General features: G+C 73.4%; 10 protein-coding genes. 8 read left to right on the top strand and 2 right to left on the bottom strand.

The features are described 5' to 3' along the window. Nucleotides 1–85: 85 nt before the first annotated feature. On the top strand, nt 86–1,561 hold the full coding sequence (locus ACFV2S_RS01270) for a right-handed parallel beta-helix repeat-containing protein (protein ID WP_385553572.1): 1,476 nt from the start codon (nt 86–88) through the stop codon (nt 1,559–1,561). A 53-nt stretch (nt 1,562–1,614) separates the two neighbouring features. On the opposite strand, the gene ACFV2S_RS01265 is transcribed toward ACFV2S_RS01270, so the two are convergent. Beyond that, nucleotides 1,615–2,013 carry a nuclear transport factor 2 family protein gene (locus tag ACFV2S_RS01265; RefSeq protein WP_385553038.1) on the bottom strand — a complete coding sequence of 133 codons (399 nt, stop codon included), beginning with the start codon at nt 2,011–2,013 and terminating at the stop codon, nt 1,615–1,617. A gap of 215 nt (nt 2,014–2,228) precedes the next feature. On the opposite strand from ACFV2S_RS01265, the gene ACFV2S_RS01260 reads away from it, so the two are divergent. Further along, nucleotides 2,229–5,252 (top strand): BTAD domain-containing putative transcriptional regulator, encoded by a 3,024-nt coding sequence (locus ACFV2S_RS01260; protein ID WP_385553570.1) that lies wholly within the window; start codon nt 2,229–2,231, stop codon nt 5,250–5,252. Between the two features lie 22 nt (nt 5,253–5,274). On the opposite strand, the gene ACFV2S_RS01255 is transcribed toward ACFV2S_RS01260, so the two are convergent. Beyond that, nucleotides 5,275–5,523: a hypothetical protein gene (locus tag ACFV2S_RS01255; RefSeq protein ID WP_383790298.1), complete on the bottom strand. Its 249-nt coding sequence runs from the start codon at nt 5,521–5,523 to the stop codon at nt 5,275–5,277. A gap of 326 nt (nt 5,524–5,849) precedes the next feature. Between ACFV2S_RS01255 and ACFV2S_RS01250 the strand changes: the two genes are divergently transcribed. From ACFV2S_RS01250 to ACFV2S_RS01225, 6 genes are all read left to right on the top strand, one after another. Continuing rightward, on the top strand, nt 5,850–7,193 hold the full coding sequence (locus ACFV2S_RS01250) for a helix-turn-helix domain-containing protein (protein ID WP_385553034.1): 1,344 nt from the start codon (nt 5,850–5,852) through the stop codon (nt 7,191–7,193). A 305-nt stretch (nt 7,194–7,498) separates the two neighbouring features. Then, nucleotides 7,499–13,912: an amino acid adenylation domain-containing protein gene (locus tag ACFV2S_RS01245; protein WP_385553031.1), complete on the top strand. Its 6,414-nt coding sequence runs from the start codon at nt 7,499–7,501 to the stop codon at nt 13,910–13,912. Then, a complete protein-coding gene (locus tag ACFV2S_RS01240; protein WP_385553028.1) occupies nt 13,909–14,694 on the top strand; it encodes a thioesterase II family protein in 786 nt (261 codons plus the stop codon). The genes ACFV2S_RS01245 and ACFV2S_RS01240 overlap by 4 nt, the downstream gene beginning before the upstream one ends. 47 nt (nt 14,695–14,741) lie before the next feature. Then, nucleotides 14,742–15,776 (top strand): TauD/TfdA family dioxygenase, encoded by a 1,035-nt coding sequence (locus tag ACFV2S_RS01235; RefSeq protein ID WP_385553025.1) that lies wholly within the window; start codon nt 14,742–14,744, stop codon nt 15,774–15,776. Between the two features lie 8 nt (nt 15,777–15,784). Then, complete coding sequence (locus ACFV2S_RS01230; RefSeq protein WP_385553022.1) at nt 15,785–17,704, top strand: amino acid adenylation domain-containing protein; 1,920 nt, start codon at nt 15,785–15,787, stop codon at nt 17,702–17,704. Between the two features lie 59 nt (nt 17,705–17,763). Continuing rightward, the coding region (locus ACFV2S_RS01225) for a condensation domain-containing protein (protein ID WP_385553019.1) at nt 17,764–19,193 on the top strand (1,430 nt) is incomplete at its 3' end.

Below are 19,193 nucleotides of genomic sequence, written 5' to 3'. Positions count from 1 at the left end.
CCGCCGCACCTAGCTTCTGGCCGCACCCGATCGCCAGAAAGGTTGTTGCGCCATGACCGACAGACTTCTTCCCGTACGGCAGGTGATGGGCCGTGGGCTCGTCGCCGTCGTCCTCGCGTGCGGCGGAACCGCCGCCCTTCCCGGCGCCCCCGCCACCGCGGCGGGGAGCGTCACCCACGTGGACTGCTCGCGGCCGACCGCCGGGGACGGCAGCCGGACCGCGCCGTTCAACAGCATCGCGCAGGCCAACGGGAGGACGTACGGACCCGGAGACACGCTCGCCTTCGCCTCCGGCACGACCTGCACCGGCGCCCTGGCCCCCCGGGGCAGCGGCACCGCCGCCGCCCCCATCGTCCTGACCGCGTACGGCACCGGCGCCCTGCCCGTCATCGACGGCGGCGGCGCTCCGAACGCGGTCTCCCTGACCGACCAGGACCACTGGCGGATCAGCGGCCTCAAGCTCACCAACCCCGCCACCACCCTCGCCCGCCGCACCGGCCTGCGGATCTCCGCCACCGACGGAACGGCGCACCGCGGCTTCGACATAGGCGACCTCGTCATCGACCGGGTGGCGGGACAGACGAACAAGAACAGCCCGACCACCGAGGACTTCGTCCAGTCCGCCGGCATCGTCACGGGCGCGAGCGGCACCGGCTCGACCCTCGACGACGTCCACGTCCACGACAACCGGATCAGCAACACGGGCGGCGGCGGCCTCAAGATCCGCGTCGGCGCCATGGCCCTCAAGGGCACGGGGGTCCTGATCGAGAACAACACGGTCGAGGACGTCGGCGGCGACGGCATCATCGCCAGCTACGCCGACGCCCCCATGATCCAGTACAACAGGGCCTCCGGCGTCGGGAACGGCGTCTATCCGTTCTCGGGCGGCAACTTCGCGGGCATCTGGGTGCTCGGCGACCACAACCCCACCATCCAGAAGAACTCCGTCACCGACACCACGCGCATGTCGGTGGCCGACAGCCAGGCCTTCGACTGCGACTGGGGCAACACCGGGACCTGCACGATCCAGTACAACTTCAGCCGCGACAACATCGGCGGGTTCTTCCTCGACTGCGACGGGTGCGGCACCATCGGCGGCGCCCGGCAGGTCGTGCGCTACAACATCTCCGAGAACGACTGCCGCATGAGCAGCGTCAGCGCCGGACGCTCCGCCCTGCAACTGTACAACAACGTCCTCTACTGCACGGACAAGAAGTTCAGCATCACGCTCCCCGACGAGAGCGTCGTCGAGAACAACATCTGGGTCGGGACCACCGACTCCCGACTGCCCACCGCGGCGGGGATCTCCTGGCTGTGGAACGTCTTCCAGGGCGTGCCCCGTCCCACCGCCAACGGCATCACCGGCGACCCGGGGTTCGTGAGCCCCGGCACCGGAGGCGACACGATCCACTCCGCCGACGGCTACAAGCTGCGCGCCACGTCCCCCGCCCTGAACAACGGCTCCGTGATCAGCGGCAACGGAGGCCGTGACTTCTGGGCGAACCCGGTGAGCGCCACCACGAAGCCGCACCGCGGCGCGTACAACGGCCCGGGTCTGTAACCGCCTCCGGAGCCGGGGGCCGAGGACGGGTGGGGGCCGTCCTCGGCCGTCGCTCACGGCACCACGTGGTAGTACCGGGTGCACGCGAGGACCATGCCGTCGTCGGCGATCGTGAAGACGTCGACGAAACGAAGGTCCTGCCCGTCCGTGCCCGGGACCACGCGGCGCCCCGTGGCGACCACACTCCGGTCCTGGCCCACCACCCGGTCGACCTCGAAACGCGCCGTCGGCGCCGAGCGCCCGAAGTGGGTGTGCAGGACCGCCGCCCGGCCGCGGAACGGAGGAAACCCCGGCAGTTCGAGGACCACACCGTCGTGCAGCAGGGAGGCGCACGAGTCCAGATCGCCGGCGTCGAGGTAGTCGTAGACCAGGCGGACGTGGTCGACCCCCACGGCGGTGACCAGGTCGGCCGGCCCCGGAAAATCGGTACTCGTGTCTTCTTGGCGGTTCAACGGCTGAGCCCCTTTCACTCTCGGCCAGGAGTCTGGGGGGAGTCGCCAACTCCGCGTTATCCCCCCTCTATCTCCGACCGGGATCTTCACGGCATGGACAGGGCGGGGGTGGTTGTGGAGACTGTCCTCACTCGGATCTGACGTGTCAACTCGTTTCTTTGGTGGGGGAATCGGTGACGGACGACATCGGGGACAGATCCCCGGAACTCCCGGACATGTCGCCCCTCGCCTTCCGGGTGCTGGGACCGCTGCAGGTCCACGGCCCCGACGGGCCGCTCCGGCTGCCCCCAGGGCGCCAGGAGGTGATCCTCGCGGCCCTGCTCCTGGAGACGAACCGGGTGGTGAGCACCAACCACCTGGTCGACCTCATCTGGGAGGACAACCCGCCGGAGACCGCCCGCACCCAGGTGCAGATCTGCGTGTCCCGGCTGCGGAAGCTGCTCGCCGGCGCGGACGGCGAGGTGTCGATCACGACCCGGCCCCCGGGATACGTGCTGCACACCGATCCGGGGAACGTGGACGCCGCGCTCTTCACCGACCTCGTCTTACGGGCCCGCCGGCTCCGCGACAGCGGCGAACCCGACCGCGCCGTCGGACTGCTGCGGGACGCCGTGACACTGTGGCAGGGCGACTGCCTCTCCGGGCTCGACAGCGGCCCGCTCGCCAACAAGGCGCGCCAGCTCAACGAGGAACGCCTGACGGCCGTCGAACTGCGCATCCAGCTCGAACTCGAACTCGGGCGCTACGACGCCCTCGTCGGCGAGCTCCAGCGGCTCACCCATGAACACCCCCTGCGGGAGAAGCTGCGCGGCCAGCTGATCCAGGCGCTGTACTGGTCGGGTCGGCAGGCCGAGGCCCTGGAGGCCTTCCGCACCGCACGGCGGTTCCTCGCCGACGAGCTCGGCCTGGAGCCGAGCCGGGAGCTCAGGGAGCTGGAGTCGGCGATCCTCACCGGCCGCCTCCCGGCACCCGCCGCCGCGCCCGTCCGCGTACCGGCGGAGAAGAAGGCGGAGGAGCCGCCGGCACGGACGTCGGGAGCGGCGACCGACGAGGAGGCCGACTCGGCCGCCCCGGCGGGCGCTCCGCCTGCAGAATCGGTTCGGCAGGATGCCGTGCCGCACCAGCTCCCCGCCGCCGTCGCCGACTTCGTGTCCGACGCCGGGCAGATCGCCGCACTGGAGCAGGCCCTGACCGGCCGGCCGGGCCGCACCACCGTCGGGCTCGCCGCCATCACCGGAAAGCCCGGCACGGGCAAGTCGACCCTCGCCGTGCACGTGGCCCACCTGCTCTCCGAGACCGGCTTCCCCGACGGCCAGCTCTACTGCGACCTGCGCGGGACGACCGGCACCCCGGCCACTCCCGAAGAGGTCCTGGGACGGTTCCTGCGCGCCCTCGGCATCCCCGGCCAGCTCATCCCCGAATCCCTCGACGAGCGCGCCGAGATGTACCGCACCCGGCTCGCCTCCCGGCGCGTCCTGGTGGTCCTCGACGACGCCGCCGCCGAAGGCCAGGTCCTGCCGCTCCTGCCCGGCAGCCGCGGCTGCGCCGTCCTCGTCACCGGCCGGGCCCGCCTCACCGCCCTGCCCGGCGCGCACCGCGTCGAACTCGACGTGCTCGCCGAGGACCGGGCCCTCGAACTGCTCGCCCGGATCGTCGGACGCGAGCGGGTGGCCGGCGAGGCCGTCGCCGCGGAGGCCCTGGTCCGCACCGTCGGACGGCTCCCGCTGGCGCTGCGGATCGTCGCCGCCCGGCTCGCCGCGCGCCCGCACTGGACGCTCGCCTCGATGGTGCAGCGGCTCGCCAACGAGCGCCACCGGCTCGACGAGCTCACCCACGGCGAGATGACGATGCGCGCCAGCCTGTCGCTGACGTACGAGGGGCTGGCCCCCGAGGACCGCCGGCTGCTGCGCCTCCTGAGCATGGCGCAGGCACCGACCCTGCCGAGCTGGCTGGCGGGAGCGCTGCTCGACGACCACCGGCCCTTCCCCTCCGACCTCATGGAGCCGCTCGTCGACGTGCAGATGCTGGACGTCGCCGGCGTGGAGCGCACCGGCGGCTTCCGGTACCGCTTCCACGAGATCATCCGCGTGTACGCGCGGGAACAGCTCGCCGCCCACCACACGCCCGAGGTGCGGCAGGAGGCACTCGCCCGGATGGCGGGCGGCTGGATGCACCTGGCCCAACAGGCCCACCGGAAGCTGTACGGAGGGGACTTCACGGTCCTGCACGGCGACGCGCCCCGCTGGGAACCCCCGGACGCCTACACGGACGAGGTCCTCGCCGACCCGCTCGCCTGGCTCGACGCGGAGCAGGCCTCCCTCTGCGGGATGGTCGAGCACACCGCGGACGCGGGCCTCCACGACCTCAGCTGGGACCTCGCCACCTCGCTCGTCACCCTGTTCGAGGTGCGCGGCCACTACGACCTGTGGGAGCGGACCCACCTGAGCGCGCTCGCCGCCGTCCGCAAGGCGGGGAACCTGCGGGGCACGGCCGCCGTACGGGCGTCGCTCGGCTCGCTCTACATGAGCCGCAACCAGTTCGACACGGCCAAGCAGGCCCTCAACTCGGCCCTCGACGTCTTCCAGGCGCTCGACGAGCCGATGGGCGAGGCGCTGTGCCGGCGCGACATGGCGCTCATCGCCCGCACCGGCGGCGACGACCTCGCCGCCCTGGAGCTGTACCGGAGGTCCCTGGCCGACTTCGACCGGGCCGGTGACGTGGTGGGCCGCGCGATCGTCCTCACCCAGAGCGCGCACATCCGGATGCGGCAGGGGGAGATCGCGCAGGCGCAGGGGCAGTTGGACGAGGCGCTCGACATCTACGAGGGTGTCGGCTACACGGGCGGCCGGGCGAGGACACTGCGGCGCGTGGGACAGCTGCTGCTCGAACAGGGCCGGAGCGACCTGGCCGTCCTGACCTTCACGGAAGTACTGGAACTCTGCCGGGACTCCGGCGACGTGATCGGGGAAGGCCATCTGCTCCGCGATCTGGGGCACGCCTTCACCGTCATGGGCCGCCCCGACCGGGCGCGGGACTTCTTCGACCGCGCGGTGACCGCGCGGGAGGGCGTCATGGATTTTAGCGGCGGCGCGCTGGCACGCCTGGACCTCGCGCGTCTCCTCGACGCGGAGCCGGGGCGCTCGCGTGAGCTGCTCGTTCCGGCGGTCGAGGTCTTCCGCGAGCGGCGGATGGGGCGGGAGCTCGCGGAGGCGGAGCGGCTGCTCGCGACCGGCTGCTGAGCCCGTCGGCGAGCGGACCGGGTCAGTCCCAGGGGTTGTTGTCGTTGCTGCACGGGGTGGTCGTGGTGCCGCCCGTGGTCGTGGTGCCGCCGGTGGCCGGGGTGCCGGGGGTGGGGCAGCCCGCCGTCTGGCCGGCCGTGGTGCCCGTGGTGGAGCCGGTCGCGTCGTCGGCCCAGCTCGCCTGGACGCCGGCGCCGGTCGCGATGACGATGAGCGCGGTGGTGAAGGCGGCGCGGAGGGCCTTGCGGGCGGCGGCGGTGGTGTTCGACATGGGGTCCTGCCTCTCGGTGGTGTGCGGCGTTTCCTTCTGACCACCAACTTAGGAAGAGCCGGATTCACCGCACCGCTCGCTGCCTTATCACCCCGCTATCACGGGACGGCCCCGCGCCCGCGGCGCTATCACGGGGCCCGGAGCGCTATCACGGCACCCACCCCGCTATCACGGGCCACGCCGCCCGCCCTTAGTGACACGATGCCCCCCGAATAGGACGCGTCCCGACGATGGGTCCCAGCAGACGGCGAGGCGCAGCCCCCGGCCGGCGGCCCGACCGGGCCGTTCCCGGGAGCCCGCCCCAAATCGACGAGCGGGAGCTTCTCATGACGACCAGTCTCTCCCCGGAGGACACCGTGACGGCCACCGCCGCACTCGGCACCCTCATACGCGGCCACCGGCTCCGCATCGGCCTCACCCAGCAGGAGCTGGCGGACCTCTCCACCATCAGCGTCCGCGCCATCCGCGACCTGGAGAAGGGCAAGGCCCAGCGGCCGAGGGCCGACACGGTCCGGCTCATCGCCGACGGCCTCCGGCTGGGCCCCCGGGCCCGCACGGCCCTGGAGGACGCCGTGCGGCGCGGACACCGGGGCGGCGCCGGGACCCGGCACTTCGCCGCCGAACGCCCGGCCCCGCCCGTACCCCTCCACCCCCTGATCGAGAGGGACGCCGAGGCCACCGTCCTCACGGAGGAACTCCGCTCCGGAGCCGAACGTCTGATCACCGTCGTGGGGCTCAGCGGCGTCGGCAAGACGCGGCTGGCCCTGGAGGCGGCGGCCCGGCTGCACGACGCCGGCTTCCCCGTCCTCTGGCACACCGCCCCCGGCGCGGTCGCCGACGCCCTCCCGGCCTGCGACGACCGGTCCGCGGCCCTGACGGCGGACTGCGCCGCCCTCCTGCACGGCGACGGAGAGGCCGACGACCTGGCCTCCGACCTGTCCGGCGCGCTCGGGGACCGCCCCGTGCTCCTCGTCCTCGACGGCGTCGACCCCGCGCTGCTCGACTTCGCCCGTCTGACCCGGCTGCTGCGCGAGCTCCCCGGGCTCCGCCTCCTCGTCACCGCCGACACGCCCTGGAACGTCCCCGGCGAACGCCTCTTCCTCGTCTCCCCGCTGGAGGCACCGGACCCCTCCGGCGGCGTCCGTCCCGACGCGCCCGCCGCCCGGTTCCTCCTCGGCAGAATCCGCCACGTCCGCCCCGACATCGTCCCCGACGAGCGCGTCCTCACCGACGTCGCCTGGCTCAGCCACCGGCTCGACGGCCACCCGCTCGCCCTCTCCGCCGCGGCCTCCTGGCTCACCGTCTGCGACCTCACCACACTGCGCGGCATCGTCGAGTCCGACCCGGCGCCGCTCCTCGACCACCTGGCGGACGGCCCGTCCGGCTCCCGTCTCCGGGAGCGCGTCGCCCGTACCCTCGCCGGTCTGCCCGACGGGCACCAGCAGCTGATCGGCGTGCTCTGCTCCACGACCGACCAGGAGTTCGTCCTCGAGGACGTCGTCCGCCTCACCGGCATGCCCCTGCCCCACTGCGGCCGTGCCGTCCGCGACCTGCTGGTCAGCGGCGTCATCCGGTCGAGCACCGACGCCGGGCGGTCCGCGTTCCGCGTGCTGTGCGTGGTGCGGGCGGTCGCGGCGGACACGGCCGCGACCGCCGCCGCCTCCGGCTGAGCACCGGCACGGGAAGCCGCCGGCCGGAGCGACGCTCCGGACCGCAGGCACCGGAGACCCCGCCGCAGAGCGGCACCCCAGACCTCGCCGACGGAAGCCGACGCGCCGAGCGGCAACTCCCGCGACCTCGGCGGCGGTACGACTGCCGCAAGCGCCGCCGCTGCCGCCCCACTGCCGCCCGACCGCTGGCGTACCGCCGGTTCAACTGCCGCCCGGCGCCCCCGCCCACGGGTTGTATGGCGACTGCCCCGCCCGGGGCCGGCCCGCCTCCTCATCCTCCGACGTGACTTCCACAGGAGCCCCTCATGCCGTTCGACACGCCCGCCGCACCCGCTCCGGCCGCCGTCCGGCTGCCGCTCTCGGTGGCCCAGCGTGACATCTGGACGGCGCACTCGCTCGACCCCACCGGCAGGAAGTACAACGTCGCCGAGTGCCGCGAGATCAACGGCCCCGTCGACCCGGCGCTGATGGCGGCCGCCTGGCGCCGGCTCGTCGAGGAAGCGGACTTCCTGCGCACCCGCCGCTTCGAGGACGACGGCGAGCAGGTGTGGCAGCTGATCGACCCCGACGCCGGCTCACGGGCCCTGCCCTTCACCGACGTCAGCGCCACGGACGACCCCGAGGGGGAGGCCTGGCGGGTCATCGACGCACTGATCACGGCCCCCTTCGACCTCACGGACCAGGAACCGGTCCGCTGCGCCCTGATCAAGCTGGGCGAGGAGCGGTACTTCTACTTCCACGGGTTCCACCACCTGGTCGTCGACGGCGGCGGCGTGTCGATGACGCTGGCGCGGCTCGTCGAGCTGTACGAGCAGGCCGTCGCGGGCGAAGCCTGGAGCCCCTCCCCGTTCGGGAGCCTCGCCGACCTGCTCGCCGAGGACGCGGCCTACCGGCGGTCCGACGAGGCCGCCGCCGAACGCGCCTCCTGGCGCGACCACCTCGCCGGAGCCCCCGACGCCCCCGCCGGTCTCGTCCGGGGCACCGGACGGGCGCGGGCGGCACACGGCGGCCTGCCCTTCGCCCGCCGGAGCGTACGGATATCCCCGGCGGACGCCGACCGGCTCCGTACGATCGCCCGCGGCGAGCGCGTCTCCTGGTCCGTCCTGGTCGTGGCGCTGTTCACCGCCTACCTGCACCGCGTCACCGGACGCACCGAGCTGATCATCGCCCTCCCGGTCACCGGCCGCACCTCCCGGCTGGCGCGCCGCACTCCCGGCATGGCCTCCAACGTGGTCCCGCTGCGGCTCCGGGTCGGCCCCGAGGACGCGCTCAGCTCCCTGGTGGCCTCGGTCGGAGCCGAGGTCAAGCACGGCCTGCGTCACCAGATGACCCGGTACGAGGACCTGTGCCGCGACGCCGGGGTCATCGACGGCTCCCGCAGGCTGGCCACGCCCGTCCTCAACATCATGGGCTTCCAGGCGGAACTCACCGTCTGCGGCCGTCCGACGGTCAACCACAACGTGAGCAACGGCCCGGTCGACGACCTCAGCGTCGCCGTCTTCGACCTGGGCGCCGCGAACGGCCTGCGCATCGACTTCGACACCCCGGTCGAGGGGATCGACGTGACGGCCGTCGCCGACCACCAGGACCGGTTCGCCACCTTCCTCACCGCCGCCCTCGCCGGCGACCGCCCCGCCGACCGCCGGGTCGCCGACCTCGACGTGCTTTCGGAGGAGGAGCGGGAGCTGCTGACCGGCCGCTGGGCGGGACCGGTGGCGGACGCGGTCGAGACCACGCTCGTGGCACGGTTCGAGGAGCAGGCGGCCCGCCACCCCGACGGCGTCGCGCTCATCGACGAGACCGGCCGGGTCACGTACGCCGAGCTCAACGCCGCCGCCAACCGCTGGGCCCGGCACCTGCGCTCCCGCGGGCTCGGCCGCGGCGACATGGCCGGCGTCCTGCTCGAACGCGGCGCCCGCTTCGCCACCGCCCTGCTCGCCGTCCTGAAGACCGGCGCCGCCCTGGTGCTGCTCGACCCCGACTTCCCCGACGACCGGCTGCGCGCCGCGGCCACCGACGCCGGCATCCGCCACCTCGTCACCCACCCGGTCCTCGCCGCGCGCCTCGACGGCCCCTGGGAGACCCACACCGAGGCCCCGGGCGAGCTCCTCTCCCACCACCCCGGCAACCTGGGCCTGCCGCTGAGCCCCGACGACGCCGCCTGCCTGATGTTCACCTCCGGCTCGACGGGCCGGCCGAAGGCGATCCTCTCCTCGCACCGGAACCTGGCGGCGACTCTCGTGGGCCAGCCCTACTTCGTGACCGGTCCGGGTGAGGTGTTCCTGCAGTGTTCGCCGGTGTCGTGGGACGCGTTCAGCCTGGAGTTCTGGGGTGCGTTGTTGCACGGTGGTGCGACGGTGTTGCAGCGGGGGCAGCGGCCGGAGCCGGTGCTGATCGAGGAGTTGTCGCGTCGGTACGGGGTGACGATGCTCCAGTTGTCGGCGAGCTTGTTCAACTTCCTGGTGGACGAGCATCCCGGTGCGTTCGACACGGTGACTGTGGCCTTCACGGGTGGTGAGGCGGCGTCCGCGGCGCATGTGCACAAGCTTCAGGTGTTGCGGCCGGGGATCAGGGTCGTCAACGGGTACGGTCCGGCGGAGTCGATGGGGTTCACCACGACGTTTCCGGTCGAGCCGGGTGAGGAGCCGCACGGTCTCATTCCGATCGGTGCGCCGCTGGTGAACAAGGCGGCGTATGTTCTGGACGCCCATCTGAGGTTGTGTGCTCCGGGCGTGACGGGTGAGGTCTATCTGGCCGGTGACGGGCTGGCGCACGGGTATCTGGGCCGCTCCGATCTGACCGCCACCCGTTTCGTTCCGAATCCCTTCGGTCCCGCTGGTGGTCGTCTCTACCGGACCGGTGATCTGGCCCACTTCGACCGGCACGGTCATCTTCACTACGACGGGCGGGCGGACGACCAGATCAAGATCCGGGGTTTCCGGGTCGAGCCCGGTGAGACCGAGGCGGCGCTCCTGACCCACCCCGCCGTCACCCAGGCCGTCGTCACCGTCCACGAGAAGCGGCTGGCCGCGTACGTCGTCGCGGACACCGCCGCGGACCCCGAGGACATCCGGCGCCACGTCGCGGACCGGCTGCCCGAACACCTCGTCCCCACCTACCTGACCCCGCTCGACCGCCTGCCCGTCACACCGAACGGCAAGATCGACAAGCGCGCTCTCCCGGCACCGGCGCAGGTCCTCGGAACGCACCGCGCCCCGCGCACCGCGACCGAGGAGACCCTCGCCGCGCTGTTCGGCCAGACCCTGGAGACGGCCGGCCCGGTCGGCGTCGACGACAGCTTCTTCTCGCTCGGCGGGCACTCGCTGCTCGCCGCACGGCTCACGAACCACATCGCCGACGTCTTCGGCGTGCGACTGACCATCCGGGACGTCTTCGGACATCCCACGGTCGCGGGCCTCGCGGAACTGCTCGGCGCACGCGACGGCGTACAGGCCGTCCCGCCGCCGGTCCCGGGGGAGGGGGCCGGAGACCTGGCACCCGCGTCCTTCGCCCAGCGCCGGCTGTGGCTGCTGGCCCAGCTGGAGGGGGACAGCGCGGCCTACAACGTGCCGATGTCGATCCGCCTGGAGGGCGCGCCGGACCGGACCGCGCTGAACTCCGCGCTGAGCGACGTGGTGGAGCGCCACGCCCCGCTGCGGACGGTGTTCACGTCGGTGGAGGGCGAGCCGCGCCAGGTGGTCCTGCCGCCGGAGCGGGCCCGGGTGTCGGTGGACTGGCGCCGGACCGAAGCGGTCCGCCTGGAAGAGGAGCTGGCCGCCGAGGCGGGCCGGGTCTTCGACCTCGCGGTGGACCTCCCGCTGCGTGCGGTGGCCTTCGAGCTGGGCGACGGCGCGGTCGTGCTGTCGCTGGTGACGCACCACATCGCGACCGACGGTCTGTCGAACGCCGTGTTCTTCGCGGATCTGCGGCAGGCGTACGAAGCGCGGGTGTCCGGCGTCGAGGGACCCGTGCTGGAGCCCCTGACCGTGCAGTACGCGGACTACGCCGCGTGGCAGCGGCGGGTGCTGGGCCCTGCGGACGACCCGGACGGCCCGCTCGGCAGGGAACTCGCCTTCTGGCGGGACGCGCTGGACGGTGTGCCGGAGCAGCACGGGCTGAACCTGGACCGCCCGAGGCCGGCCAGGGCCTCGCACCGGGGCGGCCAGGTCGAGGTCGGTCTCGGCACGGACCTCTTCGCCCGGGTGGCCGCCTTCGCGCGGACCGAGGGATGCACGCCGTTCATGGTGGTGCACGCGGCCCTGGCGGCGGCGCTGACCAGGCTCGGCGCGGGCACCGACCTGGCGATCGGCACGCCGGTGGCGGGCCGGGGCGAGCGGGCGCTGCAGGATCTCGTCGGATTCTTCGTGAACACGCTGGTGCTGCGGACGAGCAGTGCGGGCGATCCGACCTTCCGTGACCTGCTGCGCCGGGTCCGCACGGCCGACCTGGACGCCTTCGCCCATCAGGAGGCCCCGTTCGACCTCGTCCTGGAGGCGGTCAACCCCACCCGGAGCCTGTCCCGGCACCCCCTCTTCCAGATCAGCCTCGGACTGGAGGCGGGCTCCGCACCGGGCCTCGCCCTGAGCGGACTCGGGACCGGACCGGTCGAGACGTTCTCCAACGGAGCCGCCAAGTTCGACCTGGAGTTCTTCCTCCGCTCCGACGACGAGAAGGAGCTGCGGGCGACCGTGCTCTTCGCGGCGGACCTGTTCGACGCGGACACGGTGCGGCGGATGGCCACCGTCGTCGGCGAGGTCCTCGACCAGGTCCTCGACGAGCCGGTCCTGCGCCTGTCGCGTCTTGAGGTCCTCTCGGAGGAGGAGCGGGAGCTGCTGACCGGCCGTTGGGCGGGACCGGTGGCGGACCCGGTCGAGACCACGCTCGTGGCGCGGTTCGAGGAGCAGGCACGGGACTTCCCCGACCGGGTGGCCCTGGTCGCCGACGGCACCGAGGTCACGTACGCCGACCTCAACGCCGCCGCCAACCGCTGGGCCCGGCACCTGCGCTCCCGGGGCCTCGGCCGCGGCGACATGGCCGGCGTCCTGCTCGAACGCGGCGTGGAGTTCGCGGCCGCCGTGATCGGTGTGGTCAAGGCCGGAGCGGGCTACACGCTCCTGGACCCGGACTTCCCCGACGAGCGGCTCCGTTCGGCGGCCGCCGACGCCGGCATCGGCGTCCTCGTCAGCGACCCTCGACTCGCCGCACGCCTCACCGGTCCCTGGGACACCGTCTCCTGCTCCTCCCGTGAGCTGGCGGAGCTCAGCGGAGAGAACCTCGGGCTCGATCCGACCGCGGACGACGTCGCGTGCCTGATGTTCACGTCGGGTTCGACGGGGCGGCCGAAGGCGATTCTGTCCTCGCACCGCAACCTGGTGTCGACGGTCAGCGGCCAGTCCTACGGTGGCTTCGGTCCGGGTGAGGTGTTCCTGCAGTGTTCGCCGGTGTCGTGGGACGCGTTCAGCCTGGAGTTCTGGGGTGCGTTGTTGCACGGTGGTGCGACGGTGTTGCAGCGGGGGCAGCGGCCGGAGCCGGTGCTGATCGAGGAGTTGTCGCGTCGGTACGGGGTGACGATGCTCCAGTTGTCGGCGAGCTTGTTCAACTTCCTGGTGGACGAGCACCCGGGTGCGTTCGACTCGGTGACGGTCGCGTTCACGGGTGGTGAGGCGGCGTCTGCGGCGCATGTGCACAAGCTTCAGGTGTTGCGGCCGGGGATCAGGGTCGTCAACGGGTACGGTCCGGCGGAGTCGATGGGGTTCACCACGACGTTTCGGGTCGTGCCGGGTGAGGAGCCGCACGGTCTCATTCCGATCGGTGCGCCGCTGGTGAACAAGGCGGCGTATGTTCTGGACGCCCATCTGGGGTTGTGTGCTCCGGGCGTGACGGGTGAGGTCTATCTGGCCGGTGACGGGCTGGCGCACGGGTATCTGGGCCGCTCCGATCTGACCGCCACCCGTTTCGTTCCGAACCCGTTCGGTCCCGCTGGTGGTCGTCTTTACCGGACCGGTGACCTGGCCCACTTCGACCGGCACGGTCATCTTCACTACGACGGGCGGGCGGACGACCAGATCAAGATCCGGGGTTTCCGGGTCGAGCCCGGTGAGACCGAGGCGGCGCTCCTGACCCACCCCGCCGTCACCCAGGCCGTCGTCACCGTCCACCACGAGCAGCTCGCCGCGTACGTCGTCGCCGACGGCGACACGCACCCCCAGGACATCCGGCGGCACGTGGCGGACCTGCTGCCCGAACACCTCGTCCCGACACACCTCCTGGTCCTGGAACGGATGCCGCTGACCCCCAACGGGAAGGTCGACCGGCGTGCCCTGCCCGAGCCGGGACCCGTCGCCTCCGCCGGCCGCGCCCCGCGCACCCCGCTGGAGGAGACCCTCCTCGACCTCTTCGCCCGCACGCTCGACACCTCCGCCGAGCTCACCATCGACGACGACTTCTTCCACCACGGCGGCCACTCCCTCCTGGGCGCCCGCCTCACCAACCACATCGCCGGTGCCCTCGACGTCCGGCTCACCATCCGCGACGTCTTCCAGCACCCCACCCCCGCCCGGCTCGCCGAGCACATCGCGTCCCTGAAGTCCGCGCCGGCGAAGAAGGCCCGACCCGCCCTCCGCCGCCGCACCGAAGCGACCGCGACCGACACCACGAACGACACCACCGGCACGACCCCGACCGCGACCGCCCTCACGACCGAACGGATCAGCTCATGACCACCTCCCCGACCCCCGCCCCCGAGGACGTCGTCTGGGACCTGCCCGGCGACCGCCCGCACCGTCTCTCGCTGCTCGTGCTCCCGCACGCCGGAGGCAACGCGCACGCCTACAGCGCCTGGCGCGAGCACCTCCCGGCCGACGTACGGCTGCTCATCGGCCAGTACCCGGGCCGGGGCGCCCGCTTCAGCGAGGACCTGCCCGAGTCCGTCGACGACCTGGCGCTGCCCGTGGTCGACGCGCTCCCCGCGGACACCGGAGCCCTGGTCGTGCTCGGCCACAGCATGGGCTCCCTGGTCGCCTTCGAGGTGACCCGCGCCCTGCAGGCCGTCGGCCGCACCCCGCAGGGCCTGATCGCCTCCGCCTGCCGGGCGCCGGTGCTGCCCAACCAGTGCCCCGTGCACCCGGAGCGGCTCGACGACGACGAGCTGGTCGCGGCCATCAAGGAGCGCGGCGGCACGGACGACGGCATCCTCGACGACGAGGAGCTCCGCGAGATCGTCCTGCCGTCCATCCGCGCCGACTTCGCCATCGACGACGCCTACCGCTGCACCGCCCCGGACGTACGGCTCGACTGCCCGGTCGCGGTGTTCGGCGGCGACGCCGACCCCATCGTCCCGGTCGACATGCTCGACGGCTGGTCCCTCGTGGCCGGACACCCGGTCGTGCCGCAGGTCCTGACCGGCGACCACTTCTACTTCCAGCAGGACCTGCCCGGCTTCTTCGCCCACCTGAACCCGGTCCTGGAGACCCTGCACACCGCCGCCCCCAGCAACGCCTGATCACCCGCCGCCCGAACCGCCACCCGAGGGATCACGAGGAACCCACCATGACCACGTACGCCCAGAACCCCGCCACCACCGGCATCGCCGTCGTCCGGGAGCCCGGCAAGCCGGCGATCGTCCACACCCCGGCGTTCGAGACGATGGCCGACGCCACCGCCTGGCTGTCCGCCGAGCTCCCCGCCATCCAGGACGAACTGCACCGCTCCGGCGCCGTCATGCTCCGCGGGCTCCCGGTCACGGACACCGAGACGTTCGCCGAGGCGCGGGACGCCCTCATCGCCCAGCGCGCGGGTTACAAGGAGAAGGCCACGCCCCGCAGCGACTTCGGCGAGGGGGTGTTCTCCTCCACGGACCTCCCGGCCGCCCAGGCGATCCGCCTGCACAACGAGAACAGCTACACCCTCGACTTCCCCGGCGTGCTCCTCTTCGGCTGCGTCACCGCCCCGGAGACCGGCGGCGCGACCACCGTCGGCGACATGCGCAAGGCCCTCGCGATGCTGCCGCGGGACCTGGTCGACCGGTTCGCCGAGGCCGGCTGGCTCCTGGTCCGCAACTACTCCGACCTGGCGGGCATGCCCTGGCGCAAGGCGTTCTCCTCCGACGCGCCGGCCGGCGCCGAGGAGTACTGCGACGCCAACGCCATCGGCTACGAGTGGCTCGACGAGGACACGCTGCGCACCCGCCAGCGCCGCTCCGCGATCATCACCCACCCGGTGACCGGTGAGCGCTCCTGGTTCAACCACTTCGCGTTCTGGAACGCCCGCAGCCTCGACGAGGACGTCCGCGAGGTCCTCACCGACACGTTCGGAGCGGACGGTCTCCCCTTCGACACCCGCCTGGGAGACGGCACCGCCCTCACCGACGCCGAGGTGGACGCGATCAACGACGTCTACCAGGCGGTCACGATGCGCGAGAGCTGGCAGACCGGCGACCTCATGCTCGTCGACAACATCCTCTGCGCGCACGGCCGGGAGTCGTACTCCGGCGACCGGAAGATCGTCGTCGCCATGGGAGAGCCCGTGCGGCTGTCCGACTGCTCCCCGACCACCGCCCCCTCCACCACCCTGTACGGAAGGTGAGCCCCGCCATGACCGCCGTCCTCCCCGAGCGCCCCACCGCCGCTCCCGCCTCCCCGGCCTCCTCCGTGGCCGAGACCTCCTCCGCCCCTTCCGTCTCGGAGGCCTGCGCCTGCGGTGCGTGCGCCGCCGCCGGCACCGGTGCGGCCGACCTGCTCGCCCGCTTCGCCACCGCCCCCGGCGGCCGTACCGCCGTCGTCGCCGGCGACGCCCGCCTCACCTTCGACGAACTGCGCGCCGGGGCCGCCGCCTTCGCCGCCCGGCTCACCGCCCTCGGCATCGGCCCCGAGAGCGTCGTCGCCCTCTGCCTGCCCCGGGGCGCGGCCCTGGTGACCGCCATCATCGGCACGCTCACCGCCGGCGCCGCCTACCTGCCGGTCGACCCGGCGCTGCCCGCCGACCGCCGCCGCTACCTCGTCGAGGACTCCGGCGCCGACCTGGTCGTCGTGGACGGCGGTGCCACGGACGGCTCCCCGGCGCCCGGCGCCCGCGCCGTGCCGGTCGCCGAGCTGACCGCCGCCCCGGGCGACGCCCCCGCCCCGTACACGCCCGCCCCGGTCACCGGCGACACGCTCGCCTACGTCATCTACACCTCCGGCTCCACCGGCCGCCCCAAGGGCGTGGAGATCGGCCGGGGCTCCGCCTCCCTGCTCCTGAAGGAGCTGGAGGACGCCGGCGCGGCCACCGGCGAGGGCCGCCGGGTCGGCTGGAACGCCTCCCCGTCCTTCGACGCCTCCGTCCAGCAGTGGACGCGGCTCTGCCGGGGCGACACCCTCGTCATGATCGACGAGGAGACCCGCCGCGACCCGTCCCTGCTCGCCGCCTTCGTCGACGAGCAGGCCCTCACCGACCTGGACATCACCCCCTCGCACGCCGACCCGCTCCTCGACCTGCTCTCGACGGACGGCGGACCGCGCCCGCTGACCCTCCTCGTCGGCGGCGAGGCGATCAGCCCCGCGCTGTGGGACCGGCTCGCCGCCGCCCACCGCACCGGCCTGCTCCGGGCGCTCAACGTGTACGGGCCGACCGAGTGCACCGTCGACGCGACCGCCGGCTGGATCGACGCGCCGGGCGAACCGCACATCGGCGCCGTCCTGCCGGGGCTGCGCATGCGGCTGCTCGACGAGAAGCTCGCACCCGTCGGGCCGGGGGAGTCCGGCGAGCTGTACCTCGCGGGCCCGCGCGTCGGCCGCGGCTACCGCCGCCGTCCCGGACTGACGGCGGAGCGCTTCGTCCCCGACGTCGCCGCCACCGCCGACGACGCCGACGGACCGGGCGGGCGCATGTACCGCACCGGCGACCGCTGCCGTCTGCTGCCCGACGGCCGGCTCGTCTACCTCGGCCGCGCCGACGGACAGGTCAAGCTGCGCGGACACCGCATCGAACTCCCGGAGATCGAGGCCGCCCTCACCCGGGTGGACGGTGTCGCCGAGGCGGCCGTGATCCTCGGCGAGGACGCCGGCGGCACCGCCTCCCTGATCGCCTACCACCGGGGCGGTGACGCCACCGCCCTGCGCGCCGCGCTCTCGGCCGACCTGCCCGCCTACATGGTGCCCAGCGCCTTCGTCGCGGTGGACCGCTTCGCCACGACCCCCAGCGGCAAGCTCGACCGCTCCGCGCTGCCCACCCGGGTCGCGAGCCCGGCGGAGACCGGGGCCCCCACGGCCGGGGCCGAGGACACCGGCGGCCTGGAAGGCCGCGCGGAGGAGCTGATCGCCCGCGTCTGGACCCAGGTCCTCGGCGCCGCCTCGATCGGCCCGGACGACAACTTCTTCAAGCTCGGCGGCCACTCCCTGCTCGCCATCAAGCTCGTCTCCCGCGTACGGGCCGAACTGTCCGTGGCCCTCCCGGTCAAGGCCGTGTACGCCCACCCGCGCCTGCGTGACCTCGCCGCCCACATCGAGGAGCTGCTGGCCGCACGGGATGCCTGACCGCCGTCCCCGTCGTCGCCCCAGCCGTCCGCCCCCGCCACTCCCGAGGAGCAGCAAACGTGATCCCCCTGTCCTACGCCCAGCGCCGACTGTGGTTCCTGAACCGGCTGGAGGGTTCCTCCTCGGCCTACAACGCCCCCGTGGTGCTCCGGCTGGGATCGATGCCCGACCCGGCGGCGCTCGAAGCGGCGGTACGGGACGTGGTGGAGCGTCATGAGGTGCTCCGGACCGTGTACCCGGCCCGCGACGAGGAGCCGTACCAGCACGTCCTGGACGGCGCCGGCGTGCGCTTCACGGTGGAGGAGTGCGCCCCCGGCGACGACGTGGCGGCCCGGGCGACGGCCTTCGCCCGGCTCCCCGTGGACATCACCCGCGAACTCCCCCTCCAGGTAAGACTGTTCGACGTCTCGGACGGAACGGCCGTCCTGGTGCTCCTCGTGCACCACGTCGCCACGGACGGCTGGTCGGTGGGCTGCCTGCTCGCCGACCTCGACACCGCCTACCGCGCCCGCACCGAAGGCCGCGCCCCCGGCTGGGAGCCGCTGCCCGTCCAGTACGCGGACTACGCGCTGTGGCAGCGCGACATGCTCGGGGACCCCGAGGACCCCGAGAGCACCGCGTACGAGCAGCTCACCCACTGGCGCAAGGCCCTGGACGGCATCCCGGCCGAGACGCGCCTGCCGGCCGACCGGCCCCGGCCCACCGAGCCCGGTCACCGCGGCGCGGTGGTCTCGGCGGACCTCGACGCCGGAACCCACCGGGCGCTCGCCGCCCTCGCACGCGCCCGGCGGGGAACGTTCTTCATGGTGGCCCGCGCCGCCCTGGCCGCCGCCCTGCGGGCGGCGGGCGCGGGCGAGGACATCGTCGTCGGCACGCCGGTGGCGGGCCGTCCGGAGGAGGACCTGCACGAGCTCGTCGGGTTCTTCGTGAACACCCTCGCCCTGCGCACGGACCTCTCCGGGGACCCCGGCCTCGGCGGCCTCGTGGACCGCGTCCGCGAAGCCGACCTCGTCGCCTTCGCCCACGAGGACCTGCCGTTCGACCTCCTCGTCGAGGACCTCAACCCCGAACGCTCCCTCGGCCGCCACCCGTTCTTCCAGGTCATGCTGAGTGCCCGGGCCGGCCAGGAGGACGACACCGTCCGGCTCGGCCCCCTCACCGGTGTCCTCGACGACGCGGACCTGGCCACCGCCAAGTTCGACCTGAGCTTCCACTGCCAGGAGACGCTCGACGCGGACGGCGAGCCCGGCGGGGTGCGCCTCGGACTGCAGTACGCGACGGACCTGTACGACGACGACACGGCCCGGATCCTCTTCACGCTGTTCCGGCGCGCGCTGACGGCCTTCGCCGAGCAGCCGGAGGGCACCCCCCTCAGCCGGGGGGGGGGGGGGGCCCCCCCCGGCCCGGGGGGGGGGGGCCCCCCGCCCCGCGGGGGGGGCGGGGGGGGCCGGGCCCCGCGCGCCCCCCCCGCGGGGGGGGCGCCGGCGCG

Source organism: Streptomyces sp. NPDC059695, assembly GCF_042733785.1.
GTDB lineage: Bacteria > Actinomycetota > Actinomycetes > Streptomycetales > Streptomycetaceae > Streptomyces.
The sequence above is the reverse complement of the archived record's forward strand: the minus strand, read 5'-3'. Positions and strand labels throughout refer to the sequence as shown.